The sequence below is a fragment of the Amycolatopsis granulosa genome (genome assembly GCF_011758745.1).
GTDB lineage: Bacteria > Actinomycetota > Actinomycetes > Mycobacteriales > Pseudonocardiaceae > Amycolatopsis_E > Amycolatopsis_E granulosa.
On record NZ_JAANOV010000001.1, the window covers coordinates 3,561,821 to 3,578,958 of the forward strand.

Annotated in this window: 19 protein-coding genes, 1 tRNA gene and 1 pseudogene; 13 read left to right on the top strand and 8 right to left on the bottom strand. The window is 66.5% G+C overall.

All coding sequences use genetic code 11. From position 1 onward, the window contains the following. Window positions 1–41 precede the first annotated feature (41 nt). The 3 genes from FHX45_RS17420 to FHX45_RS17430 form a co-directional block, all read right to left on the bottom strand. Complete coding sequence (locus FHX45_RS17420; RefSeq protein WP_167102834.1) at window positions 42–788, bottom strand: alpha/beta fold hydrolase; 747 nt, start codon at window positions 786–788, stop codon at window positions 42–44. Next, a complete protein-coding gene (locus FHX45_RS17425; RefSeq protein WP_167102837.1) occupies window positions 785–1,228 on the bottom strand; it encodes a nuclear transport factor 2 family protein in 444 nt (147 codons plus the stop codon). The genes FHX45_RS17420 and FHX45_RS17425 overlap by 4 nt, the downstream gene beginning before the upstream one ends. Before the next feature lie 126 nt (window positions 1,229–1,354). Further along, a complete protein-coding gene (locus FHX45_RS17430; protein WP_167102840.1) occupies window positions 1,355–2,374 on the bottom strand; it encodes an AraC-like ligand-binding domain-containing protein in 1,020 nt (339 codons plus the stop codon). 199 nt (window positions 2,375–2,573) lie between these two features. Here FHX45_RS17430 and FHX45_RS17435 point away from each other — a divergent pair, with 199 nt between their 5' ends. From FHX45_RS17435 to FHX45_RS17460, 6 genes are all read left to right on the top strand, one after another. Continuing rightward, window positions 2,574–2,825 (top strand): hypothetical protein, encoded by a 252-nt coding sequence (locus FHX45_RS17435; RefSeq protein WP_167102844.1) that lies wholly within the window; start codon window positions 2,574–2,576, stop codon window positions 2,823–2,825. A 139-nt stretch (window positions 2,826–2,964) separates the two neighbouring features. Further along, window positions 2,965–3,360 carry a hypothetical protein gene (locus FHX45_RS17440; protein WP_167102847.1) on the top strand — a complete coding sequence of 132 codons (396 nt, stop codon included), beginning with the start codon at window positions 2,965–2,967 and terminating at the stop codon, window positions 3,358–3,360. A 29-nt stretch (window positions 3,361–3,389) separates the two neighbouring features. Next, window positions 3,390–4,535 carry a tRNA dihydrouridine synthase DusB gene (gene dusB, locus FHX45_RS17445; RefSeq protein ID WP_167102850.1) on the top strand — a complete coding sequence of 382 codons (1,146 nt, stop codon included), beginning with the start codon at window positions 3,390–3,392 and terminating at the stop codon, window positions 4,533–4,535. Window positions 4,536–4,600: 65 nt separating this feature from the next. Continuing rightward, window positions 4,601–5,833: a hypothetical protein gene (locus FHX45_RS17450; protein ID WP_167102853.1), complete on the top strand. Its 1,233-nt coding sequence runs from the start codon at window positions 4,601–4,603 to the stop codon at window positions 5,831–5,833. After that, a complete protein-coding gene (locus FHX45_RS28125; protein ID WP_243869083.1) occupies window positions 5,820–5,993 on the top strand; it encodes a hypothetical protein in 174 nt (57 codons plus the stop codon). Before FHX45_RS17450 ends, FHX45_RS28125 begins: the two co-directional genes overlap by 14 nt. Beyond that, window positions 5,990–6,367, top strand: coding sequence for a hypothetical protein (locus FHX45_RS17460; RefSeq protein WP_167102856.1), 378 nt, complete (start codon window positions 5,990–5,992; stop codon window positions 6,365–6,367). Before FHX45_RS28125 ends, FHX45_RS17460 begins: the two co-directional genes overlap by 4 nt. 273 nt (window positions 6,368–6,640) lie before the next feature. On the opposite strand, the pseudogene FHX45_RS28130 reads toward FHX45_RS17460, so the two are convergent. Next, a pseudogene (locus tag FHX45_RS28130) lies at window positions 6,641–7,042 on the bottom strand (nuclear transport factor 2 family protein). A 325-nt stretch (window positions 7,043–7,367) separates the two neighbouring features. Between FHX45_RS28130 and FHX45_RS17470 the strand changes: the two are divergent. The 5 genes from FHX45_RS17470 (at window position 7,368) to FHX45_RS17490 (ending at window position 12,126) form a co-directional block, all read left to right on the top strand. Continuing rightward, complete coding sequence (locus FHX45_RS17470) at window positions 7,368–7,874, top strand: hypothetical protein (protein WP_167102859.1); 507 nt, start codon at window positions 7,368–7,370, stop codon at window positions 7,872–7,874. 61 nt (window positions 7,875–7,935) lie between these two features. Then, complete coding sequence (locus FHX45_RS17475; protein WP_208405970.1) at window positions 7,936–8,292, top strand: tyrosine-type recombinase/integrase; 357 nt, start codon at window positions 7,936–7,938, stop codon at window positions 8,290–8,292. 573 nt (window positions 8,293–8,865) lie between these two features. Beyond that, window positions 8,866–9,351 carry a hypothetical protein gene (locus tag FHX45_RS17480; RefSeq protein WP_167102862.1) on the top strand — a complete coding sequence of 162 codons (486 nt, stop codon included), beginning with the start codon at window positions 8,866–8,868 and terminating at the stop codon, window positions 9,349–9,351. Window positions 9,352–9,682: 331 nt separating this feature from the next. Further along, window positions 9,683–11,200 carry a hypothetical protein gene (locus FHX45_RS17485; protein WP_167102865.1) on the top strand — a complete coding sequence of 506 codons (1,518 nt, stop codon included), beginning with the start codon at window positions 9,683–9,685 and terminating at the stop codon, window positions 11,198–11,200. Beyond that, window positions 11,155–12,126, top strand: a complete 972-nt coding sequence (locus tag FHX45_RS17490; protein ID WP_208405971.1) for a DNA adenine methylase — start codon at window positions 11,155–11,157, stop codon at window positions 12,124–12,126. The genes FHX45_RS17485 and FHX45_RS17490 overlap by 46 nt, the downstream gene beginning before the upstream one ends. A 77-nt stretch (window positions 12,127–12,203) precedes the next feature. On the opposite strand, the gene FHX45_RS17495 is transcribed toward FHX45_RS17490, so the two are convergent. The 3 genes from FHX45_RS17495 to FHX45_RS17505 all read right to left on the bottom strand — a co-directional run bounded on the left by FHX45_RS17495 (window position 12,204) and on the right by FHX45_RS17505 (window position 14,385). Beyond that, the gene (locus FHX45_RS17495; protein WP_243869086.1) at window positions 12,204–13,016 is read right to left on the bottom strand and encodes a phosphotransferase; all 813 of its coding nucleotides are present in this window, start codon (window positions 13,014–13,016) and stop codon (window positions 12,204–12,206) included. Next, a complete protein-coding gene (locus tag FHX45_RS17500) occupies window positions 13,013–13,684 on the bottom strand; it encodes an HAD family hydrolase (RefSeq protein WP_167102868.1) in 672 nt (223 codons plus the stop codon). The genes FHX45_RS17495 and FHX45_RS17500 overlap by 4 nt, the downstream gene beginning before the upstream one ends. A 630-nt stretch (window positions 13,685–14,314) precedes the next feature. Next, window positions 14,315–14,385: transfer RNA gene (locus FHX45_RS17505), tRNA-Gly, on the bottom strand. Window positions 14,386–14,484: 99 nt separating this feature from the next. On the opposite strand from FHX45_RS17505, the gene FHX45_RS17510 reads away from it, so the two are divergent. Next, window positions 14,485–15,702, top strand: coding sequence for an oxygenase MpaB family protein (locus FHX45_RS17510; RefSeq protein ID WP_167102874.1), 1,218 nt, complete (start codon window positions 14,485–14,487; stop codon window positions 15,700–15,702). A gap of 9 nt (window positions 15,703–15,711) precedes the next feature. Then, a complete protein-coding gene (gene dcd, locus FHX45_RS17515; RefSeq protein ID WP_167102877.1) occupies window positions 15,712–16,293 on the top strand; it encodes a dCTP deaminase in 582 nt (193 codons plus the stop codon). Here dcd and FHX45_RS17520 read toward each other — a convergent pair. After that, on the bottom strand, window positions 16,290–17,012 hold the full coding sequence (locus FHX45_RS17520; protein WP_341771504.1) for a nucleotidyltransferase domain-containing protein: 723 nt from the start codon (window positions 17,010–17,012) through the stop codon (window positions 16,290–16,292). The genes dcd and FHX45_RS17520 overlap by 4 nt on opposite strands. Window positions 17,013–17,138: the final 126 nt, after the last annotated feature.

Genomic DNA, 17,138 nt, shown 5'->3' on the forward strand with positions numbered 1-17,138 from the left:
GTTCAGCTCCTCACGCAAGGGCCAGGGACCCGGTACTGGTCTCAGCCGGCTGTTTCGAGATGCGCCACGAGCTCGTCGTTGAACGGCCGGCCGATCCGCTGGACGGCATGCGGACTGCCCGGGAACAGCACGCGCTTGGCGGGGAGCGCGAGCGCGAGCGCGTCGGCCACGTCCTCGAATCCGGGCGTTCCGCCACCGGTCACGACCAGCTTGGGGAACGGTGCCCTGGCGAGTTTCTCCACGGGCGCCCCGGTCTCCCACGGCCGTTCGGTCGTCAGGTTGCGGACTGCCTCCCGCATCGCCGCCGGGAGCGGCGACGGCAGCTGGAGGTCGATGTCGAGCACCTTCAGGAACCCGGCTGCGAACGACTCCAGGTCCCGGCTGTCCGCCCCGGCCCAGTACTCGCGGAGTGCGACGCCCAGCGCGTCGGCCGCCGGCCGGCCGGCCCCGTTGGGCAGGGCCGGTGGCTCGATCACGGTGAGCGAGCGCACCTTCTCCGGCGCCAGGGCCGCGGCCCGCATGGCGACCACGCCACCCATCGACGTGCCGACCAGGTGGGCACCGTCCTCGCCGAGGAACTCGACGATCTCGGCGGCATCGCGGTCCGGATCGATCCTGTCCGTCATCGGGCTGGGCCGGTATCCACGGCGGTACGGCGCGACGATCCGGTAGCGGTCGGCCAGCACCTGCTGCTCGCCGAACGCGGCAGCCGCGGAACTCAGGCTGCCGTGCACCATGACGATGCGGGGACCGGAGGTTCCCCACCGCTCCGCGGCGAGCCCGCTCATGCCGGCTTCCCGTTGAGGGCCGCCTCGGCCTCAGCCCGGGCGAAGACACCGTTGTCGATGTCCAGCCGCCGGGTCCGGAACCGCCAGCCCTCCGGGGTCCGCTCCACGACGTCGCGGTAGATGCCGGAGGCGATGATGTACGGCGGCTTCTCGACTTGCAGCTTGGTGACGGCGCACGTGATGGTCGCCGTGTCACCGTCGCCGTCGACCACGTAGTTCGTCATGAGGTGGCGGGCGCCGTCCTCCTTGCCGGCCGCGATGTGCGCGTCGATGAACCCGCGGATCGCCGCGTGCCCGGTGAAGGTGCCGTACGTGGCGACGAACTCGCCGTCCGGCAGCCACGCACCCACCCACGCGTCCACGTCGTGGTCGTCGAGCGCGCGCATGTGCGTGTTCGACAGCTCGACGATCGCCAGCTTGTCCGCCACGGATAGGGACATGTTGACTCCTCAATTGCCGGCGGGCTTCGCCGGCAATTCGCCGCCGCGGCCCGATCCGCTCGATTTGGTGCGTTGAGTCTGGGATCGGGGCCGGTCCGCCGATAGCGCGTACGCGAACGACGGCTATCAGGTTCGCGACGAGGCGGTGCCGTACGGAGGCCGGCGGAGCACGGCCGACGGGACCTCGCCGAACCGAGACCTGAACCGGGCAGCGAAGTCACCCAAGTGCACGAATCCGCAGCTCAAAGCGGTCGCGGTGACCGTCACGCCGTCCGGATCCGCCGCCGACAGCTGCGCGTACGCACGGTCGAGCCGCTCGGCGCGCAGCCACTCTCCGGGTGACATGCCGAGCTCGCGCCGAAAGCCGGCTTGCAGACTCCGCAGCGTCACCCCGCAGTGGTGCGCAACCGCCGACAGCGGGAACGGCTCTGACAGGTTCGCCACCATGTACTCCATCGCCTGGGCCACCCGCTGCGCGGACAGGGACTCGGCCATGCCGCCGAGTCGAGCCGTGAGGTTGCTCGGGTACACGAGCAGCAGCGTCTCGATGAGAACCGACTCGAGTTGGGACGCGAGCCGGGACCGGGGGCCGCCGGAACCCGGCTCGAACGCCATCCGGAGCGCGGCCTCGATCAGGTTCAGCACACTTGGTGTGGCGTGACTCGCCGCCAGCGAGAAGTGCACCGGCACCAAGCCGGCCGCCCCCGTGAGGGACCCGGCCGCCTGCTCGACCCGCCGCCGGTCGAAGCGGACCAGCACCTGGTCGAACCCGCCGTCGATGTCGAGCCGGAACTTGCTGTAGGGACTGACGACCGACATGGCGCCAGGTCCCAGCAGTGCCGTCGCACCCGAATACGTGAACCGGCTTTGCCCGGCCACCGGCAGGGCGAGGATGAACTCGTCCTGCTCGGGCGCCGCTTCGGAAATCGTCACGTCCGCGCCGTAGGACAGACGGCTCATCGAGATCGCGCCGCTGGTCACGCACTCGAGGCGAGCGGCGAGGCGGTTGCTCCGATCGCGGACCCGCAGGGTGTGCGGGCGGACGGTCGACGCGCAGGCATCGACGACGGCTTCGACCCGATCGGTGCCGACCAGGAGCCGCGCCCCCCGGCCCCGGACAAGATCAGCGACATCGACGACCGACACGGGCCACCTCCTCGCCAGCCAGGGTAGGCGGCAGCGCTCGGCCACTCCAGCGCGTGCGGGAGCGGCGGCCAGGTTCCGCGGCACGGACGGATCCGGTTCGCGCGGGGGAGCCACGACCAGGTGAAATCCAGGTGAAGTCCGGCGTGGAACGTCGGCCGGTCGGGTACGACCGAACAAAGGGCGGACGAGGGGAGGGGCGGTGGAAGCGACCCCGGACGACCATCCGGTCTGGGTGACCAGCGCCGAGGGCACCGCCGAGCACGCGGTGCCGGACACGGCGATGGCACCGGGCCTCGAGCTGGAAGCGGTGTGCGGGGCACGTTTCCTCCCGGCCGCGATGACCGCCCCGCCGGGCAAGACGTGTGCCGAGTGCCTGGCGTACTTCCTGGTGCCGGCCCCACGCGAACCCGAGCCACGCCGCCTGTGGCGCCGTTATGCGGCGAAGCACTGAGGCCAGCGGGACGGGGACCCCGCACGGGATTCCGCTGCGCCGCCACGTTCCAGGAGAACCCGGTCCACTTCGGACTCCGGAACCACTGATCCGGTGACGGCGGCCCGCGCGGCCCGGCGCAAGCACCCATACTGGGGACATGAACCAGCCGGAGCCGTTGTTCAGCTCGTCCCGGGCCTTCCGCTTGTGGCGCTACAGCGTTGAGCACTCGGAGCTGGTCCTGCGCACCGACGACGACCCGGAGGACCTCGTCGAACTGTTGTTCGAGGGTGTCCTGTCGATGCGCTTCGACCAGCTCCGGTTCGCCGACATCGTGGTGGGCCGGGCCGAGGACCACGTCCTGCAGAGCCCGACGGTCGACATCCCGCACCTGTGCATCGAGCTGGGAGCGGCCGGTCACAGCGCCGAGGTGGTGTGCCGCCGCCTGACCTGCGTCGGCGGTACGTACCCCGACGGCAAGGTCCTGTGGATGGTGTCCGCCGGGCGGCCCCGCTCGCGCCGCCACGCCGAGATCCCGGCGGTCAAGCGCACCTGAGGCACGGGTGGCCGGGGTCACCGGGGACAATGGCGGACGTGACCGCGACCCTGAGCAAGCCCGCACTGAAGATCGGCCCGTACCAGGTCGATCCCCCGGTGGTGCTCGCCCCCATGGCCGGCATCACGAACGTGGCGTTCCGGCGCCTGTGCCGCGAGTACGGCGCGGGGCTGTACGTGTGCGAGATGATCACCGCCCGCGCCGTCGTCGAGCGTCATCCGGGCACGATGCACATGATGACCTTCGACCGGGGCGAACACCCCCGGTCGATGCAGCTCTACGGCGTCGACCCGAAAACCATGCGGGAAGCGGTCAAGATCATCGTCGGTGAGGGCCTGGCGGACCACATCGACAGCAACTTCGGCTGCCCGGTCGCCAAGGTCACCCGCAAGGGCGGCGGCGCGGCCCTGCCGTACAAGCGGAAGCTCTTCGCGCAGATCGTGCGGGCCTCGGTGGAGGCCGCCGGCGCCGCGGGTGTGCCGTTCACGGTGAAGTTCCGCATCGGCATCGACGACGACCACCACACCTTCCTCGACGCCGGCCGCATCGCCGAGGCCGAGGGCGCGGCGGCGGTGTCGCTGCACGCCCGCACGGCCGCGCAGCGCTACTCGGGCAAGGCGGACTGGAGCGCCATCGCCCGCCTGAAGGAAGCCGTGCAGACCATCCCGGTTCTGGGCAACGGCGACATCTTCACCGCGGACGACGCGCTGCGGATGGTCGCCGAGACCGGGTGCGACGGCGTGGTCGTCGGCCGGGGATGCCTCGGCCGGCCGTGGCTGTTCGGCGAGCTGGAGGCGGCGTTCGCGGGCCGGCCGATCCCGGCCGGGCCCAGCCTCGGCGAGGTCGCGCAGGTGCTGCGGCGGCACGCGGAGCTGCTGGTCCAGCACGACGGCCACGACAAGGCGATGCGGGACCTGCGCAAGCACATGGCCTGGTACTTCATGGGCTTCCCGGTCGGCTCCGAGCTGCGCCGCCGGTTCGCGATGGTGTCGTCGATGGCCGAGCTCGACGAGCTGATCGGCCAGCTCGACCACGCGGCGCCCTTCCCCGCCGACGCGCTCGGCCCGCGCGGCCGGCAGGGCTCGCCCGGCAAGGTCACGCTGCCGCACGGCTGGCTCGACAACCCTGACGACGACCTGGTGCCCGAGGCCGAGGACATGCACTCCGGCGGCTAGCGACCGCCCCGGCGATCCGATCATTTCGCCCGATCGGTGCCGCTTTCTGGTAGACACCATGCTCGATGGGCAAGCTGACTCACCGCGCCAGGGCGAAGGCCGACTACCTCTGGTTCATCGGATCTCGTGAATGGCCGGTGTTCGTCTCGGCGCTCGGCGTGCTGCTCGGCCTCGTCACGCTGGTGCCGAGCGCGGTCGGCATCGTGCTGTCGGTGGTCGCACTGGCCCTCGGTGTCCTGACGCTCGTGCGCGACGTGCGGATGCTGCGCGGCCGCTGGGCGGCCTACGAGTTCGCCACGATCGCCGCACCCTTCCCGCACGCCGACGTGCCACCCCCGGCCGGCTACCCCGCCGCCCGTTACCTCGACCTGCCCGGACGCGGAACCGCACTGGTCAGCGACCAGATCGACCGGACACTGTGGACACAACGGTTCCCGGTCGAGGTCGCGCCGGAGCCCTACCGGCTGCCGGCGGAGCTGAAGGCGACCGCGCCGTACGTGCTGCCGCTGCGGGCGCACGGGAGGTTGCTGTTCAACGGCAGGGTGCTCGGGATGCGGGGTGAACCGCTGCCGTCGGTCGGTCACGGCGCGCCGGTCCGGCTGCAGCGCACCCGGTTCTTCGACGCGCAGTGCTCCAACGAGCTGGCCACGCTGCGGATCGCCCGCCGGGACACCGACCAGGTCTTCGACTTGCGCCGGCACCTGATGGTCGACACCGCGGGACGCCTGCGCACGCTCGCCGAGAGCCGGCTGGCCGACATCGTCGGGGTGTCCACGGTGGCGGTCACGACCGACGGGTTCGTGCTGGTGGTGCTCCAGTCCCACCGCAACTCGGCCAGCCAGTCGCTGCTCGCGCCGTCCGGCAGCGGGTCCCTGGAGCCGCGCGACCTCGGCGGCGACCTGCACGAGGTGGTGCGGGCGGGCATGGAACGGGAACTGTGCGAGGAAACCGGGGTGGGCCGTGACGAGATCCGGCGGACGACGGTCGTCGGGTTCGCGCGGTGGATGGACCGCGGTGCGAAGCCGGAGTTCTTCGGGCTCACCGAGTTGTCGGTGGGCAAGCAGGACCTCCTCGGCCGCCGGCCGAGCCGGTCGGAGCGCCAGTTCACCGCGGCCGTGCGGTTCGAGGAGATCGACCTGGCCGCCTGCGGGCGCGAGCTGGCGGCCGGCGCGGAACTGCCGTCGTTGCCCGCGCTGGTCGAGCAGAGTGGTTCACTGCCCCTGCTGCTGGCCCTCCGCGCGGCCGCGTTGTGGACAGTTCGTACCGGTCTGGAGGAGGACGACCGTGTTCACCCCTGACCGCCGCGCCCGCCTGCGCGACTTCCTGATCGCCGCGGCCCAGGCCGACCACCGGATCAGCGGTGCCGCACGGACCGGATCGGCAGCGGCCGGGCGAGAAGACCAGGCCGCACCGCTACGGGAGATGACCCGGCGCCCACACCGGGAGGCGCGCTCGTGAGCTGGCGACCACCGGACGGATCGCCGCCGGACAATCGACGGCTCGAACGGTACCGGCGCCGGGCCGGGCGGGTACACCGCGGCTCGGGTGGTGCGGGCCTGATCTTCGTCGAGCCCGAGGTGCGCTGGACCCAGGTGGGCGGCGCGCTGTGGTGGCGGCGCTGGTCGGCCCCGCACTACGCCGCGCACCTGTGGATGGCGTTGCCGTGGCTCGGCGTTTCGGTTACGGACACGATCGTCGACGCCCGTTTCCTGGAAGCCGAGTTGGCCGATTGGGATGCCGGACGATTCGCACTACACTGCGAATCGCTCGCGGTGGAGTGGTTGAGCCTGGAGGAATCCCGCGAGCTCGCCAGGATCGAATTCGGTTTGTGACTCACACCTGAGCCGCAGCGTTTCGCGCCGGTAGCTTGTGTCGGATGTGGGACCTTCTCGGCGACCTGGTGGGTTCGCTGCTCGGCGCTCCGTCGGTGGAGCGGGATCCGGGTCAACCGCGGCGGCGGGAGCGCGTGTCACGGAGGCAGGAGCAGTTCGTGTCCGGAGGCGAAATCCGGCTCCGGTGCGCGATGCGATGGCCCGCCGGAGGCGTACCGCGGTGGCGTGCCGGCACACTGCGGTTGTCCCGGCAAGGCAGCGAGATCCGGATCATTACTGTCCTCGGCGCGCTGACACCTTGCGGTAGCTGATGCGCCATCCCTGTGGTTCCCGGCGGAGCACATCTTCATACACCGCCGATCCGCTCGTCCCGTCGGCAGCGATCACAAGCGCTTTCGAGCGCGCCCTCACCCTCCCGTCGTCCAGGTCTGCGATGACGGTATTGGTGACGTGGTGCGCCAACGGCTGTTCCTACTGATCGCGGCTACCACGCACCAATTCCCGCATGGCCCGCAGGCCGCGCAGCGTGCCGTACCCGTAGTCCGTGACGTCGAAGACGACATCGTCGGTGAACACCTCATCGAGCCGATCCCAATCCCGATCGTCCGCCACATGTCCGTGCAAGGCGATCACTTCATGAATCGCGACCCGGTCCTCGGCCGTGATGTTCAGCATCTGCGCCCCTCCGCCGCTTCAGTGGGCCAACTCGGCGAGCAGGCCGACAGTCCGGTTTTGTTCGGCTGCGGTTCCGTAGGGCGCGGCCATGAACTCGGTGACACCAGCATCGCGGAGCCGGGTGAGGGCCCGTGCCTGGCGAAAGCCTACGCTTGCCGCTTCTCTACCTCGTGGATCTGAGGGGCCTGATGACTGACGTGAACGAAGCGCCCAACAAGCAAGGCGTACCCGCAAGAGAAATCAGAACAGCGCAAGCTCGCACTTTCGCAAGTCTCGTCTCGCTCGCGAGTGACCTGAGCTTGTAGTCGAGGCTTCTAACCGCCTCATGGCGGAGTTCGAGAAAGCTGAAGAAGATCACGATTCGCTCCTAATCAGGGCGATGTGGTCTTCGGCGTTGGTTGCCTACAAGCGGTGTTTCGAGCGAGGCAAACGCACTGGGTTAACGATCGAAGATGTCCGCTCGTTAGCCCTTCAGGGTGAGGTTGAGGGATGGCATCAATTCCTCCTCGACATGAGGGACAAGCACGTCGCGCACAGCGTTAACCCGTTTGAAGAGGTGCGAGTTGGCGCAATCATCGACGAGGAGGGCCACGGCGTTGGCGCTGCCTTTGTCTCATTGTTTTACATGTCCGCCACACCCGAAGGCGTATGGCAGTTGGGCAAGTTGGCTCACGAGCTTTTGCAGCTAGTGCGATCACGGTGTGAAACGGAGTTCGACGTTCTAGCCGAAACTGTCACGCAGATGAGTCGCGAGTCTTTGGCTGCGCTACGGCCACTGGAACACGTGATCCCCGCTCCAGAAACGGCCGGGACACCGCGTCCGTCTGTCTAAGTGGCCGACCCCACCGGCCGAAGCGGAGCGGCAGGCCGTGTGGTGGTCGGCAGCGGCGCGCTTGCGCACCGCCCTTGACACCTACGTGAAGCCGGATCAGCTCGCGCTGCTGTTCACGGGCGAGCGGGACGGCAACGCATTGCGTCGGCCGAACTTCAACCAGCGGTCTCGCTGGACCGAGGTCGTCGCGAAGATGGGGCTCAAGGGGCTGCACTTCCACGACCTGCGGCACGCGGGCAACATCTGGGCCTCCAAGGCCGGAACCTCCACCAAGGACCTGATGGCCCGGATGGGGCACGACGACATGCGGGCGGCCCTGATCTACCAGCGGGCGACCAGCGACGCTGACGGGCGGATCGCGGACCGGCTCTCCCGGCTCGTCGAGGAGCACCGGCAGGGGGCCACGGATGAGGGCTAATGGCACGCTAATGGCACGCGAGCCGAGTCGATCAAGGAACGACGAAGGCCCAGGTCCGGAGTAGACACCCTCTGACCTGGGCCTTCGCGCGAAGAGCGGATGACGGGAATCGAACCCGCGTTCTCAGCTTGGGAATCATGCTGGCCGCCCTGGAAATCGCCCCTGACCTGCGGTTCGTCGTGACCGCGGGGTGTCTCCGTTGACCGTGGTTGACCGCCATTAATGGCCCGCTAATGGCCCGACGGGCAGCGCTCCCACCTGCACACTTCCGGCTGAGGTGATCTCCTCGCGGCGCGGGTTCACCCCTGCCAGGCCGGGTGGTGCCGGTCAAGGGTCTGCCGGAGGCCGCGAAGCGCCCTTCACCGGTGCCGGCCGGGCTGGCTGCCCTTGGGCGCGCCGTGAGGAGGTTACCGGTGGTGGCCTTTCCCTGATCTCCGGAGCGGTGCCGGGGTCCGGGGCGGAGCCCTGGCCGCCGGAGGTTGGCTTAGGAGCGTTGTAACGGTCGACCGGTCGTTTGCAGATGACCCTGTTAAGGGGCTGAACTGGTCCTGCGTGGCGCGTAGGTGAGGATGTATGGATCCGAAGACGGCACGTCGCCTTGTCAAGATGCGCAAGTGCTCGTGTTTGACGTGCTTCTACTGCGACGAAACCTTGGACGACCGCCATGAGCACGACCACTTCCCCGTGCCGAAGGTTGCCCGTGGAACGGCAATAGTGGCGGCGTGTTTGGACTGCCACGACCTCAAGGACCGGATTCTGTTCAACTCGTGGCCCGCTGGGGCGTGTGTCGAAGCTGTTCAGGGTCTATTGACCGGGATTGAGCTGTCAAAGCAACGATCGTCGTCGATTAGCGAGCTCGTTGCTTGGGTCTCCGGCAACCCTAGCTTCGCCGATGCTGAGGTGTTGGGTCGCTGGGCGACGCTGCCAGCGCTTACCCGGATCCTGTACGGCAAGCTCCGGTCAATCGAGGAGGAGCGCCGGTACCGCACAGGGCAGCCATACGACCAGCCATCTGCGTTGGCGGCGCTTTTGAGCCGTAGCCCTCTTCTAGATCAGTGAAGTGGCAGGTTACACGAGGAGGGCGCACCAGGTGCCTCGGTGCGGCCGCCGGCCGAAGCGAAGCGGCAGGCCGAGCGGCCTGCGGCGCGCCTGCGCGCCGCCTTGATCCCATAGAGCCGGATTCGGCAGTAGGAAACTGTGCAACTCGCCGCGACCGCCCTAGAACACCTCCAGCTGTCTCTTGACGGTTAGGGTCGGGAACTTGGCGATTCGTCCGTTCGGGTAGCGTTACTGGGCCGTGATCAACATCAGGTGACGTCCATCTCGATCTTCGAGTTGTCGCGCGATAGAGTTGCAGGGCAGGTGCGGAAGTCGTTTGATGCGGGGGGACATGGCCAGGAAAGCCCAGGTAATTCCGGTATCCAAGCTGTTGCTTGATCAGTCAAACGCGCGCCTCGGCGAAGTGCAACCGGATCAGCCCTCGACAGTGACTGCACTCGCCAATAAACTTGGCAGCCAACTGGTGGAGATCGCTACCGACATCGTACAGTACGGCCTTGACCCGACGATCTCACTAGCCGTCACGCCAGAAGACGCTCCGGACGGCAAGTTTCGTGTCATTGAGGGCAACCGACGCTTACTCGCGTTGAAGAGCTTGAAACGTCCTTCGATACTTTCCGAAACTCAGCTCACGTCCGCGATACGAAAAAGAATCTCGGCCTTAGCGGCGGAGTTCTCCTCGAATCCCGTAACTTCGGTGTCGTGCGTTGTCTTCGAACGCGAGGAGGACGCCCGCCACTGGATCGAACTTCGCCATACTGGAGCGAATGGCGGTGTCGGACTCGTTGAATGGGATTCCAATGAGAAGGATCGTTACCTGAGCCGCCACGGCGCTCGTGGAAAGATGCGGAGCGCAGGTGGTCAAGTTCTTGACTTCGTCGACCGAATGCAGCCGCTTAGCTCCCCTAGCAATAACCGAATTATTACGACGCTGCAACGATTGGTCGCCGATCCTGCCGTACGCGAGAAGTTGGGGATCGAGCTGACCCGCGGAGTCGTCCTGTCAAAATACCCTGCAATAGAGGTGCTGAAGGGACTTCGCGCGGTTGTAGAGGATTTTCGCACCGCCCGCAAAAAGGTAGCCGACGTTTATCACAAAGAAGACCGCGAGACATATCTGCAAGAATTTGGGCCAGACCGCCTCCCGACTCGCGGCACCGAGCTGGCCACACCGGTTCCCCTTGCCGAATTGAATGTCAGCTCAGGGAGCCATCAGGGTAATGATTCTTATGGCGCGGCGAACAAAAGTGAAGAAGGCAGCTTCAGGGCGCAAGCGCCGACCGATTCGAGCAATGGCCACGATGGCGATGGAAACTCTACCTCCGCGAATGGCCCCGATAATCTCTCAGGCGCTTCATCTGAGGATCCGTCAGACACCAAAGCCAGTAGAAGTCGCTCTAAACCAATTTCGCAAAGGTCGACGGTAATTCCCTCCAGCTGCAATCTATGGATTACTGACGGACGCGTCAACGCGATCTACCATGAATTGCGCAAGCTGGACACCAACCTTTATCCAAACGCATCGGCGGTAACTTTGCGAGTGTTCGTCGAGTTGAGTATCGATCACCATCTCGCTGCCAACAATCTTCTCGACGAGAATCAGCGACGAAATTTGCCGCTTGCGCGCAAGATGAAAGAGGTAGCCGCACATCTTCGGAGTGTTGGTAAAATAGATCAGGCGCTCGAAAGGACGGTGGGAAGAATCGCTGACAGTGCGACAGGTATGGCTGGGAGCGTTGTAACCCTGCACCAATACGTTCACAACCGTTACTCGTTTCCTATCTCGACCGATATTCGTGCCGCATGGGACGAGATGCAGCCATTCCTGATGTCAGTATGGGAACGATGAAAGAATCAACGGGACGACAGAAGTTTGCTCGCTACGTCTCACCTCTACGGTACCCCGGCGGCAAAGGGAAGGTTGCTAACTTCATAAAATTGCTCGTCCTGGAAAATTCGTTCCAGGGTAGAAAATATATCGAGCCTTATGCCGGCGGCGCAAGTGTGGCCTTATCGCTTCTCCTCGAAGGGTACGTCAGCACCGTTCATATCAACGATTTGAATCGTGGCGTATACGCTTTCTGGAAGACCGCTTTGAGGAAGACCGATTTCTTTTGCGCAAGGATCATGGAAGTTGACCTATCTGTGTCCGAGTGGCGACGGCAGCGTGAGATATATGCGGACCCGTCGTCTTCCCTCGAAGATCTGGGCTTCGCGACGTTCTACCTGAATAGGACTAACCGCTCAGGGATCGTTGCAGGCGGAGGATTGATTGGCGGATTGGCTCAGGACGGCAAGTGGAAGATGGATGCGCGATTTGATCGAGCTTCCTTGTGTGAGCGCATTTCCAGTATCGCGAAATATCGACGTAAAATTACTCTGAGCAGGATGGATGCCGGTGCTTTGATCCGAAGTCCGGAAGTTCGATCTGGAGAATCACTTATCTATTTGGATCCCCCATACTATGTCAAAGGGTCTGGACTTTACGACAACTTCTATACTCATCAAGACCACGTGAATATCCGGGCCGCACTGGAAGACGTAACCGCACCTTGGATCGTGTCATACGACGCGGCACCTGAGATACTTGAGCTGTATAAAAGCTGCTCCAGTATCCGCTATCAGCTTGGCTATAGCGCTGCAGCGGCAGGGAAGGGAACAGAGGTCATGTTCTTTTCGGACGACCTTAAACTTCCTGAGGTCGCATCGCCTGCCGGAATCACTTCCCGGCATATCCGCCAAGCGCGGGCGCGTTTTGATGCAGCTGTGTCTTAATTGTTGAAACCACACAAAGACGCAGAATTAGAGACTGCTCTTGTTTTCTACATCGCACGTTTCGCTTCCTCTGTGCGTCAAACGCGGGCTGCGCGAACGATTTTCCCCCATGCCGACCTCCGTGTGAGGTCCAGTGCCCCGACAGTGGTGAGCGGCGCCGCGACGTCAGGAAGTCGTAGGAAACGCTCAAGCTTGTAAGCCATGACGGCGGCGTCGTATTCGGGTTCGCCTTGCATGCCGCGGGGGTCGATGAGCTTCCACCGGCCGTCGGGGCCTGCGAGGACGTTCCAGGGTGAGGCGTCGCCGTGGCAGAGGGCGGGGCGCATGTCGGCGCTCAGCTCGTCGAGGAGTTCGAGGGCGTGGACTCGTTCAGCCTTGGGGGCTACCTGCTCGCCGACTGGGAGTTCGGTGAGGTTGTCGTCGGTGAGGCGGTCGCGCAGCCAGTCAGTGATGAGCGGCAAGCCGGTCGATGGGGCGGGTTGGCCGGCCATTGCCCGAAGGGGGCAGGCCAGGGCCTCGATGTCGAGGGTTGCCGGGTTGGCGTCGGCGAGTGGGGTTCCGGGGATGACCTGCTCCATGACCGTCCATGAACCGGTGTCGGTGCTGGTCGTGAGGTGGATCTTGGGGCCGACGCCGAGGTGGCCCAGCGTTTCGGCAACCGTGGCTTGGTCGAGGGCTGCCGGGTCGGGTGAGGCTCGGAAGATAAGTGGACCGCGCGGGCTGGTCGCAGTGACCACGAAGGCGTACCGCGCTGGTAGGACGCGCTGGGGTGTCGCGGAGTGCTGGCGGGTCAGTTCGTCGAGTTCGGGGCTGATGCTGGTCAGCCAGGCGTCCGCGCGGTCGGGCCAGCGTTTCCGGACGGAGTCGGCGAGCTTGTCCGGGGCCTTCATCGGACTGCGGCCAGCTCGGTCAACACCTCGGTGATCGCGTCGGCTCCGGCGTTCGTGAAACCGTCGCGCTTGCCTGGCTTGTTCGCGTAGCCGATCGAACTGACATCGGCCGCCTTGGCGGCATCGACGTCGGTCAGGGAGTCGCCGACGAAGACGCATCGCTCAGCGGGGATGGCGAGTGCCCGGACGGCCTTGTTGAGGAGGTGCGGGCGCGGCTTGAGGAGCTGGACGTCGGCGCTCTCGCGGGCGGACACCACATTGACCAGTGAGCGGAGGCCGTAGAAGCCGAGGTAGGCGCTGATCGCGGCGGCACTGTTGTTGCTGACGATCGCCAACGGCCGGCCGGAGCCGTGCCATGCGTGGATTAGTTCGTGAGCGCCCTTGGTCGGTGTTGCGGTGGCCATTGCTTCAACTTCGTGGGCCGTGAACGCGGCCTCGACGTATCGGGCGTCCTCGTCACTCAGGGAGGCGGCGTACTCCAGCACATTAAAGGGGTCGGTACTGGTGGCGACCTCGCTGGGGAAGTCGTTGTGTCCGGCGTCGGCGAGGACTGCTCGGAGTTGGTCGGCGACTACGGCTGCGGGTATTCCGGCGAAGACCGAGCACACTGGTCCGTCGAAGTCGAGGAGCAGCGCTCCGGCCTGGTCAAGCAGCTCCGCGGCGGTCATCGCTGGAAGTCCTTACCGACGCTCGACCACATGGTTTCAGGTAGAAAAGCCGAAGAACGCTTCCTCGTCGTTGATCAGCTAGAGCTTAGAGGTCGGGGGCACGTTGTGCACGGGGATTTCGTCCAACCTCTCGTTGATCAAGTCCAGGTCAGCACGTTCCGGCGGCGTGTGGCACACCGACCATGACAAGGGCGCTTGTGAGGACGTCTCGATCGTTGACCTGCAGAGGCTGGGATGCCGCCCGACGAGCAGGCGATGAAGGTGGCTGCGTGACTACCCGTGCTGAGCGGATGCGGCTGCCGCTGTCCACCGAGGTCATGAAGGCCACTGCGGAGAAGCACGGAGTGTGCGTGCGGGGCCGTTCCCGATGCAGGCCGGAGACCCCGACACGGACGAAGTGCGGCACGTCGCGGTGCAGTGCGGTTCGACCGTTGAGTCGGGCGTGGGCCGAGTGCGAAAAGGCCAAGGCTCTCGGATGATCGACCAGCGGGCCACGAGCGAGGCCGATCAGCACATCGCGGACCGGCTCTCGAAGGTCCTCGAAAGCACCGCGAGCGCCCAAGTGATGTTGCTGGAGATAGCAGAAGGGGTGCCTCCAAGATCGGGTGGCACCCCTTCTGACCTGCGAAGAGCGGATGACGGGAATCGAACCCGCGTTCTCAGCTTGGGAAGCTGATGTTCTACCATTGAACTACATCCGCAGCGACGCACAGCATACACAACGTCCTCTCCTTGCGAAGCGACCCCCTTGACTCCGCGGTGCGCAAGTGACAACACTCGTTGTCGAAAGGGAGGTGCGCATGGACGAGCGGCTGCCGGATCCCGAGTTGTTCCGCAGCGGGGGTTTTCGCCTGGCGGCGAAGGTGTTCGTCAAGGACGACCTTCGCGCCACGGAGCGGCAGCTGCGCCGGTTCCGGGAGTTCGCCCAGGTGGAGGATCCGCTGGCGGATGCGGTCGTCGCGTTGTTCAGGCGGCTGCCGAAGAACCACGGGCGCCGCCTGTTCGAACACGCCCTCACCCACGGCGTCCACGATCTCGACAAACCGCCGAAGGAGCTTGTCGACTTCTTCGAGCACGTCGAGGCCACCCCGTACTGGGTCGACCCGGCCCGGCTCGACCGCGGCGCGAGGGCGATCGTCCGCACCGGGGTGCTCGGGCTGTTCCCGCTCGGCGACATGTCGCTGATGGGCGGTTACCTCGCCTCCCGCGCCATCAAGACCCTCGTCGCCACCGGGGAGATCGAACGCAAGGCCAGCCGGCGGCTCCTGGAGACGGCCGTGTGGTGGATGGACGTCACCACCCCCGGCGCGCTGGCCGTGCACGCCGCGGGCTACGCGTCGGCCCTCCGCGTCCGGCTCGTGCACGCCCACGTCCGCGCCGCGATGCACCGGCGGCCCGACTGGGACTACGACGAGTGGGACCAGCCGGTCAACCAGGTGCAGACGGCCGGCACCCTACTCCTATTCTCCCTCGTCTTCGTCTACGGCACCCAGCTGCTCGGCATCCGTTTCAGCGAGCGCGAACGCGCCGACATCCTGCACCTCTGGCGCTACGCCGGCTGGCTGCTCGGCGTCGACGAGGAACTCCTGCCCGCCACCGAGGAGGACGCGTGGCGCCTGTTCTGGCTGCTCGCGTCCACCGAGTTCATCCCCGACACCGACTCCAAACGGCTCGCCAAAGCCCTGATCGAGACGCACGCGGCCATCGGCGAGGGCCGCGGCGCCGTCGGCAAGGTCCTGTCCCACCTCTCGGTTGCCGTGCACTCCTCCATCAGCCGCCTCGTGCTCGGCAGAGCCAACGCGGACTTCCTCGAAATCCCCGACGACCCGGTCGCCCAGGGCGCGATCCTCGCGGTCGCGGCCGGCAACTTCGCTGCCGAGACCGCGCGGCGCTTCATCCCCGGCGCCACGGCGCTGCGTGAGTACCTCGGCGCCCTGGAACGCCGGCGCTACGTCGAACGCCTCGGCCGGATCGCCAAGCTGGATCCCACCTACGCCCGGCACATGCAGGCTGCCTAGGGTTAGCGTGTGCTGCTCAGTGACCGTGACCTTCGCAAAGAGCTCGAGGCCGGCCGGCTCGGCATCGACCCGTTCGACCCGGCGATGCTCCAGCCGTCCAGCATCGACGTGCGGCTGGACCGGTTCTTCCGCGTGTTCAACAACAGCCAGTACACGCACATCGACCCGAAGCTCCAGCAGGACGAGCTCACCTCGCTGGTCGAGAAGGACGGCGACGACGCGTTCGTCCTGCACCCGGGCGAGTTCGTGCTCGCGTCCACGTTCGAGCTGGTCTCGCTGCCCGACGACCTCGCCGGGCGCCTGGAGGGCAAGTCGTCGCTGGGCCGCCTCGGGCTGCTCACCCACTCCACCGCCGGGTTCATCGACCCCGGCTTCACCGGGCACATCACGCTCGAGCTGTCGAACGTGGCGAACCTGCCGATCACGCTCTGGCCCGGCATGAAGATCGGGCAGCTGTGCCTGTTCCGGCTCACCAGCCCGGCGGAGAACCCGTACGGCTCACCCGCTGTCGGCTCCCGCTACCAGGGTCAGCGCGGCCCGACCCCGTCGCGGGCGTACCTGAACTTCCACCGCGTCGACACCGACCGCTAGAGCCCGAACAGCTCGCGCGCCCGCCCGGCGGCCGCGTGCAGGTCGCCGGCGCCGGAAAGCACCGCGTCGACACCGCGCAGGCCGGCGCGGTCGAGCAAGCGTTTCTCGTTGACCACCCACTCGCCGCGGGACGCCAGGATCGCGTGCCCGGCCTCCATCGCCGCCGTGGCGAGGGCTCCGGCGAACTCGGTCACCCGGCCCTTCGGCGCATACGCCTGCTCGGCGTAGCTCAGGGTCAGCGCCGCACGCTCGCGCCAGAACGCCGTCGCCGACGAGCGCAGCGCGGCCGGGAACTCCGGCCGCGGCAACGCACCCGCCAGCACCCGGTTGACGGCCAGCTCCGCGACCACCAGGTAGCTGGGGATACCGGCCAGGTGGAACATCAGCGGTTCCCAGTGGAACCGGCCTTGCCCGGCCTCGGCCAGCTCGTGCTCGACGACGTCCAGGTCGCGGTAGTGGACGTCCACCTTGCCGCCCTCGATCGTCAGCCACGCGCCGCCGTTGAAGACGCCGCCGCCCCACGCGCCGATCGCCGAGACCTCCCCCGGCCAGACGAGGGCACGCAGGTCCTCCGGGTCGAAGACCCCGCGGTAGTAGACCGCGAAGTCCCAGTCGCTGTCCGGGCCGGCGGTGCCCATCGCGCGGGATCCGCCCAGCGTGACGGCCTGCACCGCGGGCAGGCCCGCCAGCCGCGCGGCCACGTCGTTTTCGAAACTCACGTCGTCGAACTCTCGTGGTCGGTGGGTCGTTTCGCCCAGCGGTACCGCAGGACTGGACCATTCTCGCGGTGGCCCCCGACCGGACGCATCCTCTTTTCGGTCCCGGTCGCGCTCAGGTGCGTGCGG